The 12,537-nt window shown below is 73.0% G+C and carries 14 protein-coding genes; 6 read left to right on the top strand and 8 right to left on the bottom strand.

The features are described from left to right. The first annotated feature begins 15 nt into the window (after positions 1 to 15). Complete coding sequence (locus ACXN5W_RS18970; protein WP_473159655.1) at positions 16 to 921, top strand: universal stress protein; 906 nt, start codon at positions 16 to 18, stop codon at positions 919 to 921. Between the two features lie 17 nt (positions 922 to 938). Next, positions 939 to 1,739, top strand: coding sequence for a polysaccharide deacetylase family protein (locus tag ACXN5W_RS18965; protein WP_473159654.1), 801 nt, complete (start codon positions 939 to 941; stop codon positions 1,737 to 1,739). Here the strand turns inward: ACXN5W_RS18965 and ACXN5W_RS18960 are convergent. After that, a complete protein-coding gene (locus ACXN5W_RS18960; RefSeq protein ID WP_473159653.1) occupies positions 1,729 to 2,256 on the bottom strand; it encodes a hypothetical protein in 528 nt (175 codons plus the stop codon). The two genes, ACXN5W_RS18965 and ACXN5W_RS18960, sit on opposite strands and share 11 nt — an antisense overlap. Before the next feature lie 110 nt (positions 2,257 to 2,366). Here ACXN5W_RS18960 and ACXN5W_RS18955 point away from each other — a divergent pair, with 110 nt between their 5' ends. Both ACXN5W_RS18955 and ACXN5W_RS18950 read left to right on the top strand, forming a co-directional pair. Further along, entirely contained in the window at positions 2,367 to 3,599 is a 1,233-nt protein-coding gene (locus ACXN5W_RS18955; RefSeq protein ID WP_473159652.1) for a GNAT family N-acetyltransferase, read from the top strand. A gap of 88 nt (positions 3,600 to 3,687) precedes the next feature. Beyond that, positions 3,688 to 4,065 carry a hypothetical protein gene (locus ACXN5W_RS18950; protein WP_473159651.1) on the top strand — a complete coding sequence of 126 codons (378 nt, stop codon included), beginning with the start codon at positions 3,688 to 3,690 and terminating at the stop codon, positions 4,063 to 4,065. Positions 4,066 to 4,170: 105 nt separating this feature from the next. Here the strand turns inward: ACXN5W_RS18950 and ACXN5W_RS18945 are convergent, their stop codons facing one another. From ACXN5W_RS18945 to ACXN5W_RS18930, 4 genes are all read right to left on the bottom strand, one after another. Next, a complete protein-coding gene (locus ACXN5W_RS18945; protein WP_473159650.1) occupies positions 4,171 to 4,638 on the bottom strand; it encodes a ribose-5-phosphate isomerase in 468 nt (155 codons plus the stop codon). A 63-nt stretch (positions 4,639 to 4,701) separates the two neighbouring features. Continuing rightward, entirely contained in the window at positions 4,702 to 5,910 is a 1,209-nt protein-coding gene (locus ACXN5W_RS18940) for a DUF1015 family protein (protein ID WP_473159649.1), read from the bottom strand. Positions 5,911 to 6,024: 114 nt separating this feature from the next. Continuing rightward, positions 6,025 to 6,333 (bottom strand): hypothetical protein, encoded by a 309-nt coding sequence (locus ACXN5W_RS18935; protein ID WP_473159648.1) that lies wholly within the window; start codon positions 6,331 to 6,333, stop codon positions 6,025 to 6,027. A gap of 146 nt (positions 6,334 to 6,479) precedes the next feature. Then, the gene (locus tag ACXN5W_RS18930) at positions 6,480 to 7,103 is read right to left on the bottom strand and encodes a mycothiol-dependent nitroreductase Rv2466c family protein (RefSeq protein ID WP_473159647.1); all 624 of its coding nucleotides are present in this window, start codon (positions 7,101 to 7,103) and stop codon (positions 6,480 to 6,482) included. Between the two features lie 235 nt (positions 7,104 to 7,338). Between ACXN5W_RS18930 and pepN the strand changes: the two genes are divergently transcribed. After that, positions 7,339 to 9,888: an aminopeptidase N gene (gene pepN, locus ACXN5W_RS18925; RefSeq protein ID WP_473159681.1), complete on the top strand. Its 2,550-nt coding sequence runs from the start codon at positions 7,339 to 7,341 to the stop codon at positions 9,886 to 9,888. Positions 9,889 to 9,957: 69 nt separating this feature from the next. Continuing rightward, complete coding sequence (locus tag ACXN5W_RS18920; protein ID WP_473159646.1) at positions 9,958 to 10,347, top strand: Uma2 family endonuclease; 390 nt, start codon at positions 9,958 to 9,960, stop codon at positions 10,345 to 10,347. Between the two features lie 118 nt (positions 10,348 to 10,465). Here ACXN5W_RS18920 and ACXN5W_RS18915 read toward each other — a convergent pair whose 3' ends face one another. The 3 genes from ACXN5W_RS18915 to ACXN5W_RS18905 all read right to left on the bottom strand — a co-directional run bounded on the left by ACXN5W_RS18915 (position 10,466) and on the right by ACXN5W_RS18905 (position 12,457). Beyond that, the gene (locus tag ACXN5W_RS18915) at positions 10,466 to 10,894 is read right to left on the bottom strand and encodes a DUF5130 family protein (RefSeq protein WP_473159645.1); all 429 of its coding nucleotides are present in this window, start codon (positions 10,892 to 10,894) and stop codon (positions 10,466 to 10,468) included. Then, positions 10,881 to 11,189: an aa3-type cytochrome oxidase subunit CtaJ gene (gene ctaJ, locus ACXN5W_RS18910; protein WP_473159644.1), complete on the bottom strand. Its 309-nt coding sequence runs from the start codon at positions 11,187 to 11,189 to the stop codon at positions 10,881 to 10,883. Before ctaJ ends, ACXN5W_RS18915 begins: the two co-directional genes overlap by 14 nt. A 251-nt stretch (positions 11,190 to 11,440) precedes the next feature. After that, complete coding sequence (locus ACXN5W_RS18905) at positions 11,441 to 12,457, bottom strand: amidohydrolase family protein (RefSeq protein WP_473159643.1); 1,017 nt, start codon at positions 12,455 to 12,457, stop codon at positions 11,441 to 11,443. Positions 12,458 to 12,537 lie beyond the last annotated feature (80 nt).

Here is a 12,537-nt window from a genome sequence, read left to right as displayed (position 1 = left end):
CGCGAGGAGGTTGCCATGACCACCCTACCCATCATGGTCGGATACGACGGATCCCCCGGCGCCGAGGCCGCGCTCGACTGGGCGCTCGACGAGGCCGCCCGGTCCGTCGCGCCGGTCCGGCTGGTGTTCGCGCTGGAACTGCCCACGGTTGCGGGCCCGGTCGCGGCCCGCCCGACGTACCGGCCCGATCCGACGGCCCGGCCAGCCGCGCAGCGGCTGCTCGACACCGCGATCGCCCGCGCCGCCGAGTCCCGGCCCACCGTGGTCGTCTCGGGGACGGTCCGGGACGGGTCGCCGAGCGTCGTGCTGCGGGAGCTGTCCGGCACGGCCGCGTTGCTGGTGCTGGGGCACCGGGGCCGCGGCGGCTTCGCGGAGCTGCTGGTCGGCTCGACCGCGGTCACCGTCTCCGCCCACGCGGGCTGCCCGGTGGTGGTGGTCCGGACGGGCGGGCCGGGACCGCAGGCCCCGAACCACGTGCTGGTCGGGGTGGACGGTTCCGCCGCCTCGGTGCTGGCGCTCGGCTTCGCCTTCGAGCAGGCCGCCGCCCGCGACCTGCGGCTGCGGGTGGTCGCGACCTGGACACCACCGGCCACCGGGTGGCAACTGCCGGCGTTCGACCTCACCGACGTCAGCGCCGCGGAACGGCGGTCGGTCGAGGAACTGCTGGCCGGCTGGCGGGAGAAGTACCCGCGGGTGCCGGTCGACGTCTCGGTGCTGGCCGAGAGCCCGGGGCCGGCGCTGGTCGAGGCCAGCCGGTCGGCCGCGCTGGTCGTGGTCGGTTCACGCGGTCACGGCGGCTTCACCGGGCTGCTGCTCGGCTCGGTGAGCCAGCAACTGCTGCACCACGGTCACTGCCCGGTCGCCATCGTCCGGGAACGCGGGCACGCCGAGCCGCCGGAAGACGCCAACAAACCGGCCTGATCGGGTAGAACGGACGGATGCCTACGTACCATCGGATCCGGGCGGTCGCCGGCACCGCACTGGCCACCCTGGCCTCGGCCGGGTTGGCGCAGGCCCTGCCGGCGGCCACGGTGCTGCCCTCGGTCCGGCTGCGCTGGTTTCCCGGGCTGTCCGGCCGGGGCGCACCGGACCGGGTCGCCCTCACCTTCGACGACGGGCCGGACCCGGTCGCCACGCCCCGGTTCCTGGACGTCCTCGCGGCGCACCGGGTCCGGGCCACCTTCTTCCTGCTCGGCGCGGCGGCGGTCCGGGCTCCCGGACTGGTCGGCGAGTTGGTCGCGGCGGGCCACGAGGTGGCCGTGCACGGCTGGGGACACCGGAACCTGCTGCTCACCGACGCCCGCTCGACCCATCGGGACCTGGCCCGGGCCCGGGACGTGATCGCCGAGGCCGCCGGCCGGTCGCCGGTGTTCTACCGCCCGCCGTACGGGGTGCTGACCGGGGCGGCCCTGGTCGCCGCCCGGCGGCTACGGCTGACCCCGGTGCTGTGGACCTGCTGGGGGCGGGACTGGACGGCCGGCGCGACGGCCAGGTCCGTGCTGGTGACCGTGCGCAGCGGCCTCACCGGCGGCGGCACCGTGCTGCTGCACGACTCCGACCGCACCTGCGCGCCGGGTTCCTGGCGGGCCACCCTCGACGCGCTGCCGGATCTGCTGGCCGGTTGCGCCGATCGGGGGTGGCGGGTCGGCCCACTGGCCGAACACGGCCTCCGGGCACCCCGGTCAGTCGACTCAGCAACCGGTGGCCTGAATCACGCCGGAACCCGGGTCACGAGTTGAACACCCAGTGCCAGGCGGACATCACCCAGTCGGTCTGGCGCAGGTAGGCCAGCCCAACCCCGGCCAGGAAGATCCCGGTCACCAGGTGGGCGCCCCGAGCGGTCCGGCGCGGGCGACCGAGCTGCCGCTCCCACACCATCCGACCGAGCAGCCGGGCCAGCGCGAACAGGCCCACCGCGACCAGCAGGGTGAGCACGAAGGCGGCAACCGGGCTGGACAGGTCACCCCGGGAGGAGATCGCCCAGACACCCCAGCAGACGAAGGCGAACAGGCCACCGAACGCACTCCACTCGCCGCCCCGGCGCAACCGGGCCAGGTGGTACCCGAGCGGTCGCCGTACCGGGAGCTCCTCCGCGTCCGGCCACCCGGTGCCGGTGGGCTCCTGCGACACCGTGGGAAAGCTCTCCGTACGTGGCGTACGCGGCGCTCCCACCGACGCCACCCCACGGCGGAATCCGTGCTCCTCCGGCGGTAGCTCGACGGTCCGCTCGGCCCACGGCTGGAACTGGTCCGACATGGTTCCTCCCCATCGGGCGCGGTCCGATCCCCGCCACCCGTCCCACATCCGAGGGTAACGAGCCGACAAAGGGGTCGCCGCCCCTGGCACCGCTCGGCTAGACAGAGGGGATGACCGACGCGCAACCGCCCATCCTGACCGGCACCCCGGAAGACTGGGACGATGTCTTCGAGCTGCTGCGTACGGTGTTCCTCCAGACGTTCGACGCGGACGAGCGGGACAGCGCCCGAAACGTCTACGAGCCGGACCGGGCCCTGCTGGTCCGGGACGGCGACAGCCTGGTGGCGCACGCCGGCGCGTTCACCCGGGAGCTGACCGTGCCCGGAGCCGTGCTGCCGGCCGCGCACGTCACCCAGGTCGGCGTCGCGCCCACCCACCGGCGCCGCCGGCTGCTGACCCGGCTGATGCACCGTCAGCTACGCGATATCCGGGACGCCGGTCGGGAACCCGTCGCGGTGCTCTGGGCGAGCGAGGGACGGATCTATCCACGGTTCGGCTACGGGCGCGCGGCGCAGCGGCTGTCGTTGCGGGTCGACAGTCGCGAGGCGCGGTTGTCCCACCCCGTGGAGGGGGTGTCGCTGGCCGATCCGCAGGCCGTCCGCGCGGACCTGGCCCGGCTGCACGACCTGGTCCGGTCCGCCCCGGCCGGCCGGCCCGGCCGGTCGAGCCGGAACGACGCCTGGTGGCGGGAGGCACTGGCCGACCCACCCGGCCGCCGGGGTGGCGCCACCGAGTTGCGCGCGGTGCTGCACTCGGGTCCCGACGGGGTGGACGGCTACGCCCTGTACCGGGTCCGGGGCGACTGGAATGACGGCGGACCGGCGGGCACGGTGCTGCTGCGCGAGCTGACGGCCGTCAACCCGGACTCGTACGCCGCGCTGTGGAGCTTCCTGCTCTCGATCGACCTGACCCGCACGGTGACCATGCAGCTCGCGGCGCTGGACGAGCCGCTGCTGTATCTGGTCGACGAGCACGCCCGGCTCGGTGCCGGGCTGCGGGACGGACTCTGGATCCGGCTGGTGGACGTGCCCACGGCGCTGGCCGCCCGCCGCTACGCGGCCCCGGTCGACGTGGTGCTGGAGGTGACCGACGCCCTGCTGCCGGAGAACGCCGGTCGGTGGCGGCTGACCGGGGACCTCGACGGCGCCCGCTGCGTCGCCACCCCGGAGCCCGCCGACCTGGGGTGCGACGTGCGTGACCTCGGGGCGATCTATCTCGGCGCCCCGTCGCTGGCCGCGTTGCACACCGTCGGGCGGGTTCGGGAACTGCGGCCGGGTGCGGTGGCCAGGGCGAGTGCCGGCTTCGGCTGGCATCCGGGGCCGGCGGGCACCGAGTTCTTCTGAACGGGTGCCCGGACCCGCGGGGCGGAGCCGGCCGAACCCGATCCCACCGGCCGGCGCGGTCCGGCCGGTTACCGGCTACCGTCGGGGTATGGCGGACGTGGAGCGGCGGCGGCGACGGTCCCGGCACGGCGCCGAGATCGACGCGCCGGACGGCGGTCGGCCCGGCGACGGGGTGGCGCGGGCCAACCGGACGGAACCGGCGGCGGTCACCAGCGAGGTGTCCGACCCGGCGCCCGAACCGACCGGTCGGCGCCGTGGTGCCCCGCCCGTGGAGGATCGGGACGGGGACCGGGGGCTGCGCGGCCTGGTCGGATCGGGTTCCTCGCAGGTCGGCGTGACCGCCGCGATGCGGGCCCGGGACGCGGCCCGGCCCACCGACCGCCAGCTCGCGACGGCGGAGGCGGAACTGACGATCGTCCGGCGCAACTGGACGCCCCGCGAGGAACTGCCCAGACACTCGCGCTGACCGGCCGACCGACAGTCCCCGCACGCGACAGTCCCCGCACGCGACAGTTCCCGCACGCGCGGGAACGGCCCGGTGGCCTCGGACCCGGGTCCTGGGACCCGATCCCTAGGGCAGCGGGGGCAGGTCGTGGGCCTTCTCGTACGCGGCCACCTGCTCGATCCGGCGCGCGTGCCGCTCGTTGCCGGAGAACGGCGTGGTGAGGAACGCCTCGACGAGGCTCGTCGCATCGTCCAGGGTGTGCTGCCGGGCCCCGATCGCCACCACGTTGGCGTCGTTGTGCTGCCGGGCGAGCTGGGCGGTCTCGACGTTCCAGGCCAACGCCGCGCGTACCCCGGGAACCTTGTTGGCGGCGATCTGCTCGCCGTTGCCCGAACCGCCGATCACCACCCCCAGGCTGCCCGGGTCGGCGACCGTCCTGGTCCCGGTGTGCAGGCAGAAGGTCGGGTAGTCGTCGTCCGGGTCGAAGGCCCGGGGTCCGACGTCCACCACGTCATAGCCGGAGTTGGCCAGGTGGTTCGCCAGATGCACCTTCAGTTCGAAGCCGGCGTGGTCACTTCCCAGGTAGACGCGCATACCGGGCAGTGTGTCAGCCCGCCGGCCGGTCCCGCACCGCGGGCGGGCCCGGCCGGACAAGGATCACTTCGAGCGGTCGGACAACTCGGCCAGTACGAGGCCACCGCGGGCCTTCGGGGTGAACCAGGTGCTCTTGCGGGGCATCTTCTGCCGGGCCAGGTTCACCGCCACGAAGTCGTCGACGGTGACCGGCGCGATCAGCACGGCCAGCTCGGCCCGGCCGGCGTCCACCTCCCGGGCGAGCCAGCTCGCCGGGTAGTCGCCACCGACGTAGGTGATCCGCTTGTCGCCCGGGTCCAGCCCCAGCACGTCCCGCAGCAGCACCCGCTCGACCAGCGCGTGGTCCAGGTCGTCCACCCCGCCGGCACCGCCGACCGGCAGCCGCACCTCGTACGTGCGGCCGGCGACGTAGAGCCGTACCGGCTCGCCGGGGGCCGGTACGACGGGCGTGGTGCCGGCCTCGGTCACCTCGACCCCGGCGGCCCGGAGCCGGTCCAGCAGCTCGCCCTGGTCCACGGTCAGCTCGCTGACCAGCCGGTTGTACGGCTGGATGGCCACCGACGCGGGGGTGGTGACCACGGCGAGGAACCGGGACAGCCCGCCGGTCTGCGCGGCCAGGCTGCGGTGGTTGCCGTCCGCCACCACCAGTTCGCCGCCACCGGCCAGCGCGAGCAGCTCGTCCTGGGACGGGCCCGGCCCGAGCAGCCAGATCGCGTGGGTACGCCCCGCCTGGTCGACGTCGGTGGCCGCGGGCACGCCGGCCGCCTCGGTCGCCGCGGCCAGGGCCGCGTGCAGCCGGGCCCCGCTGCCGGTCTGCAACAGCAGGACCGGGGAGAGCAGGTGCCCGACCGCGTCGGCCAGCGCGACCCGCTCCCGGACCTTCTCCACGAACACGTCCTCGTTGCGGATCACCAGGCCCGGCTCGTCGGCGCTGGTGGAGATCTCCCCGGTGTCCACCAGCGCGAAAAGCCCGTACGCGGGCTCCTCGACGGCCGAGCTGATCCGGTAGAGCACCACCACGTCCTCGGCCGGGGTGTAGCTGCCGTCGGCCTTCGCCTCGGCCAGCCGTTCCGCGGCGGCGGGCAGCGACTCGGCGAAGGACCGGCCCAGGCTGTCCGGCGCCCGGTGCGGCATCTCGATGGCCAGGGCGCTGTGCGGGTTGGCCTCGATGATCGCGGTGATCTCCGCGTCGTCGGCGAACTCGTCGTAGTTCTGCGCGCCGGTGCCACCGGTGGAGATCCAGGCCCGGTTGATCGGGTGTACGACCGTCATGACCCGAGACGCTACCGGCGCCGGCACGCGCCGCTCACGGATACCCCGGGGTGTCCTGGAGATCGGACAGTCACCGGTCGGCCCGGTCGGCCCGGTGTCGGCTGGGCCGGCGAGTCAGCTGGGGCCGGCGACCGGTCGTCGGTGCCGCCCACCGGGCCGGCGTGAGTCACCGGGTCGGGACCAGCCCGGTCGGCCGGTCGTCACCAGGTGACCGGTGGGCACCGCGCCCACCAGGATGGGCGGAGCCAGCAGGTCCACCAGGTTCTCCGGCAGTCCCGGACACAGGCTGGACCAGCCGCAGTCATCCACCGACCAGTACTCGGCGCCGAGGTTGCGGCTCACCTCGTCCCCGAGGTTGCGGCTCGCCTCGTCCCCGAGCCGGCCCGGGGACTCCTCGGCGGTTGTGCGGCGGTGCTCGACCATCGGGTGCCTCCCGTACGGCGGGCCACAGCCCGCGCGACCACGGCGACGCACCCCGCGACCGTTCCCCGGGGCGGGCCGCCCAGACACGGTCACGGTATCGACTGTGACGATCGTGTCCGGGCGGTTCGCCGAAATCCGTACGTGGTTCAGTCGAATATCGGACCCTGCTCGCGGGACCGCTTCAACTCGTAGAAGCCGGGGGTCGCGGAGACGAGCAGGACGCCGTCCCAGAGTCGGGCGGCCGCCTCCCCCTTGGGCGCCGGGGTCACCACCGGGCCGAAGAAGGCCACCGGGCTGCCGTCCGGGCCTGGCGCGTGGATGACCGGGGTACCCACGTCGGTGCCGACGGGCTTCATTCCAGCGTTGTGGCTGGCCCGCAGGGCCTCGTCGTACTCGGTGCTGACCGCGGCCTTGACCAGGTCGGGGTCCAGCCCCGCCTCGGCCAGCGCCTCGGCGTACAGCTCGACGCCCCGCTCCTGGTGGCCGGGGTGGATCCGGGTGCCGAGCGCGGTGTAGAGGTCACGCAGCACCTGCGGGCCGTACTTCTTCTCGGCGGCGATGCAGATCCGTACGGGTGCCCAGCCCGTCTCCATCAGCTCCCGGTACTGCTCCGGCAGATCGCGGCCCTCGTTGAGGACCGACAGGCTCATCACATGGAAATTGATCTGGACCGGCCGGACCTTCTCCACTTCCAACAGCCACCGTGAGGTGAGCCAGGCCCACGGGCAGATCGGGTCGAACCACATGTCTACGGTCGCGCGCTCGGTCACGGCAACCCCTCCCGCATCGTGACGTCACCGGTCCGCCGAGACGGCGTCCGGCACTCAACAGATCATTATCCCGTGGACCCGCCGCCGACCGGAAAACCGGCCGGTGACCTAGGACACCCCGTTCGCCTCCTAACATGCGAGACTCCAACCAAAGCCGCTGCTGCTGACCCGGGCAGCGGTCGCCGGGACATCTCGGTGGATCGAGCGAGACGGATGGAGATTTCACGTGCCAGGAGTGCATAACCTGACCCAGGCCGAGGCGACGGAGCGGGCCCGCCTGCTGGACGTCCTCGGCTACGACATCGATCTCGATCTGTCCAATGCGGTTCGGGCCACGGGTAGTCCGACCTTTCGCGGCACTACAACCGTCAATTTCCGGTGCACCGAACCGGGTGCCGGGACATTTATCGACATCGCAGCTTCCGCGATCCGCTCGGTAACCCTCAACGGTGTTCCGGTGGACCATTCGGGATGGTCGTCCGAGAGCGGCCTGCCGCTGACCGGACTCGCGGCCGAGAACACCCTCGTGGTCGAGGCCGACTTCACGTACTCGGGCAGCGGCCAGGGACTGCACCGCAGCGTCGACCCGGTGGACGGCGAGACCTATCTCTACAGTCAGTTCGAAACCAACGACGCCCAGCGGGTGTTCGCCTGCTTCGACCAGCCGGACCTGAAGAGCGTCTTCACCTGGCACGCCACCGTGCCCGCGCACTGGCTGGTCGTCTCCAACATGCCGGTACGGACCGTGGAGCAGGCCACCGAGGACACCAAAACCGTCCACTTCGCCGACTCGGTGCGGATGGGCACCTACGTCAACGCGCTCTGCGCCGGCCCGTACCACGAGGTGCGCGAGACCCACGACGGCGTCGACCTGGGGGTGTTCTGCCGGGCCTCGATGGCGCCGCACCTGGACTCCGACGACCTGTTCCTGATCACGAAGCAGGGCTTCGACTTCTTCCACGAGCAGTTCGGGGTGCGTTACCCGCTACCGAAGTACGACCAGGTCTGGGTGCCGGACTTCAACGCCGGGGCGATGGAGAACTTCGGCTGCGTGACCCACGCCGAGGCGCACTACCTGTTCCGCTCGCAGGTCACCGACTACGAGTACGAGCAGCGGGCCAACACGATCCTGCACGAGCTGGCGCACATGTGGTTCGGTGACCTCGTCACCATGCGGTGGTGGAACGACCTGTGGCTCAACGAGTCGTTCGCGGAATGGGCCAGCCACTGGGCGAACACCCACGCCACCCGGTTCACCGACGCCTGGACGACCTTCCTGGCCGTACGGAAGAACTGGGGCTACCGGCAGGACCAGCTCTCCTCGACGCACCCGGTGTACTGCGACATGCCGGACATGGAGGCTGTCGAGGTCAACTTCGACGGGATCACCTACGCCAAGGGTGCGAGCGTCCTCAAGCAGCTCGTCGCGTACGTCGGGCTCGATCCCTTCCTGGCCGGGCTGCGCGCGTACTTCGGCAAGCACGCCTGGGGCAACGCCACCTTCGACGACCTCCTCACCGAGCTGGAGGCGGCCTCGGGCCGGGAACTGCGCAAGTTCGCCGCCCAGTGGCTGGAGACGGCGCAGGTCAACACGCTGCGCCCGGAGGTGACCATCGGCGCCGACGGCCGGTACGAGCGGGTCACGATCCGCCAGGACGCGCCCGCCGAGCACTCCACGCTGCGTACCCACCGGATCGGCGTCGGCCTGTACGACCTGGCCGACGGCCGGCTGGTCCGGCGGGACCGGATCGAGGTCGACGTGACCGGTGACACCACCGAACTGGCCGAACTGGTCGGGGTGACCGCGCCGGACGTCCTGCTGCTCAACGACGACGACCTCACGTACGCGAAGCTGCGGCTGGACGAGCGGTCGATGGCGTGCGTCGTCGAGCACATCGCCGGGTTCGAGAAGTCCCTCCCCCGGGCGCTGTGCTGGACGGCCGCCTGGGACATGCTCCGGGACGCCGAACTGGCCGCCCGGGACTACGTGGCGCTGGTCCTCGCCGGCCTGCCCCGGGAGACCGACATCAACCTGGTGACCCCGACGCTGCGCCAGGTCGAGGCGGCACTGACCATGTACGCCGATCCGGCCTGGGCGCCCGAGGGACGGACCGCGCTCGCCCGGACCGCGTACGCGACGCTGCGGACCGCCGAGCCGGGCAGCGGCCTCCAGCTCGCCTGGGCCCGCGTCTTCGCCTCGGCCGCCCGATCGGACGCCGACCTGAGCATCCTGCGCGGCTGGCTGTCCGGCACCGACGTCCCGGCCGGGCTGACCATCGACACCGAACTGCGCTGGACGCTCATCCAGTCGCTCGTCGCGAACGGGGTCGCCGACACCGACCTGATCGAGACCGAGCTGGCCGGGGACCGGACCACCGGCGGCGAGCGGGAGGCCGCGCTGGCCCGCGCGCTGGTGCCGACGGCCGAGAACAAGGCCCGGGTGTGGCGGGAGCTGACCGGCGAGGAGGCGCTGCCGAACTGGCGTAACCGCGCCCTGTTGCAGGGCTTCCACCACCCGGCGCAGGTCGAGCTCACGGCGCCGTACGTCGAACGGTTCTTCGCCGACGCGGACGCGGTCTGGGCACGCCGGGACAGCGAACCGGCACAGGAGTTCGCCCTGCTGGCGTACCCGATGTTCCACGTCGGAGACGACACGGTGGCCGCCACCGACAGCTGGCTGGCGGCCGCCAGCCACCCGGCGCCGCTGCGTCGGCTGGTGGCCGAGGGCCGGGACGGCGTCCTGCGCGCCCAACGCGCCCGCAGCCGCGACGCCCGCACCGCCTGACCGCAGCGGGCGCCCGGCGGCCTCGTCGCCGACGCCCCGCCGAATCCGGTACGCGGCCCGGATCGACCCGTGACCCGGGCCGGTCCGGGCCGTTGTCGTCTGGGCCGTTGTCGTCTGGGCCACCACGAGCTGGCCGACGAGGTGCGGATGACGCTGCGTTCGGCGCTGCCGACCGGGTGGCGGGTGATCCGGGAGGTCGGCCTCCGGCTGTCGAGTGCGAGCGTCATCCCGGACCTCACCGTGCTGCGGCCGGACTCACCCCGCGGCGTGCTCTGGCACGAGCCGATCCAGGCCGCGCTGGTGGTCGAGGTCGAGTCGCCGAGCAGCCGCCGGCATGACCGGATCACCAAACTCGGCCGCTACCGGCTGCTCGCCTCGGTCGGCGGCACCGACAGCATCCGGATCGACCGACCCTTCCCGGTCCAGGTGCGACCCGCGAGCTGGATCACCGCGCCCTGACGGCAACACCCTGTCCGCGTGGCGCCGTCAGCTTGCCTTGCCGGCGCCGCGAGGCGAGCCGTCAGTCGGCCTTACCGGCCAAACCGTCGGTCGGGCTTGCCGGCCCGGGAGGCGAGCGTCAGTCGGGCTTGCCGGCCCGGGAGGCGAGCTGGTCGAGGCCGGCCAGGATGCCACCGGCCAGGTCGCCACCGCCGAAGGCGGCCACCATGGACAGTGCGGCGAGCTTCGCCTCCCGGTCCGGGATGCGGCGCCGGGCCCTCGCGCCGGTCACCACCTCCAGCCGGCGCTGGTTCGGCGAGAGCGCGATCAACACCGCGTGATCCGGGTCGGCGAGCTGCCGGTGCAGCCGCTCGGCGTGCTCCCGGACGGGCTCGTCCAGGCCACCGACGTAGATCGAGAAGACCAGGCCGGTGGCGCGGTCGGCCGTCCGCATCGCCTCGTCGATCCGGAGCAGTTGACGGGTCGTGAACGGGCCGTCGAGCACAGCCGGACGTTCTCCCCGGTACTCCGGCATCACATCCCGCTTCGACATCTCACCAACGGTCACTTGCGCCTCCCGTCGTGCCGATCCGGGCCGCGGTCTCGGGCCGGTGTTCGACCGCACTGCTGACCAGCGCGGGAGCCTGGGCACCGGCCGGCAGCGCCACTCCAGCCGTCTCGGCGAGCTGCTCCGGCGCGGACAGGAACCACACCGGCGTGAAGTCGAACGGGCGGCCCGGCCGGTACCGCCGGTTGGCGGTGCCACGGCCCCGCCCGGCGAACGTCAGGCCGGCGATCACCAGCACGACGAGGGCCGGGATGCCGACGAAGATCAGCAACGTCTCGGTAACAGACAACCTCAACGCCCCCAGGCGAAGATCTGAAAGTCGAATGGTCTCCTCGGACCGCCCACGACGTCGTCGGCGGGTCCGATCCAGCCGTGCTCACGTTAGCGGAGAGCACGTCCAGCCCTGCTCCCGGGTGGCGATCCGCCACGCCGGCGCCCTGGTGTTCCCCGTACGGGTCGCTCCTACACGTCCGGAATCAGCCCCGGTCGGCCGGCTCGCGGTCCCCCCTGGAGCCGGCGCCCGCCTGCGCCACGACCCGGCTCCGGCTACGCCCCGGTGGGACGGCCGAGGAAACGCAGCGCGTTGCCGCCGAGCAGCAGGTCACGCTGCTCCGGGCTGAGGAAGTCGGCCCGGCGGATCACCGCGCCCGCCGGGCGCTCCCCCAGCGGGTACGGGTAGTCGCTGCCCAGCATGACCCGCTCGACGCCCATGGTGTCGACCAGCAGCCGCAGGGCCGCCGGGTCGAAGACCACCGAGTCCACCGAGAACCGGTCCAGGTAGGAGCTGGGCGGGGCGCTGGACGCACCGCGTACCAGGTCACCCCGGCGGTGCCAGGCATTGTCGGCGCGACCCAGCCAGAACGGGAAGCTGCCGCCGCCGTGCGCGAAGCAGATCCGCAGCGTCGGCGGCACCCGGTCGAAGACACCGCCCAGGATCAGCGCCAGCACCGACAGGTGCGTCTCGGCCGGCATCCCGGCCAGCCATCGGGCCATCCAGCGGTCCAACCGGGGACCGGCGGGCATGTCCCACGGGTGGACGAAGACCGGCGCGCCGACCTCGGCGCAGTGTTGCAGGAAGGTGACCATCCCCGCGTCGTCCAGGTCCCGATCCCCGACGTGGTTGCCGATCTCCACCCCGACGTGCCCGGCGGCGAGGCACCGGTCCAACTCGGCACAGGCCGCGTCGGGGTCCTGCAACGGCACCTGGCAGAACGGCACCAGCCGGTCCGCACCGGCGGCGATCTCCAGGATCCGGTCGTTGAAGATCCGCGCCGCCTTGGCCGCCTGATCGGCGGGCCGGTCATAGCAGAAGAACACCGGTGTCGGCGAGATCACCTGGAGGTCCACGCCGTCGGCCGCCATGTCGGCCAACCGGGTCGGCGCGTCCCAGCACTCCGCCCCGACCGGCCGGAACTCGGTCTCCGCCACCATGATCATGGCGGCCCGCTCCGAGTCGATCCGCAGCCAGGGCCAGCCGGAACCACCGCAGGCCGTGGCCAGGTCCGGCCACCCCCGGGGTACGACATGGGTGTGTACGTCCACCACCGGCGAGCTGGCCGGCACGGGCGGAACCGGCTGGCCCACCCGATCGGCCGGAGCCGACGGACCGGCCGGAGCCGACGGACCGGCCGGAGCCGACGGAC

The organism is Plantactinospora sp. A48, from assembly GCF_055793945.1.
This window is presented reverse-complemented; position numbering and strand designations above follow the sequence as displayed.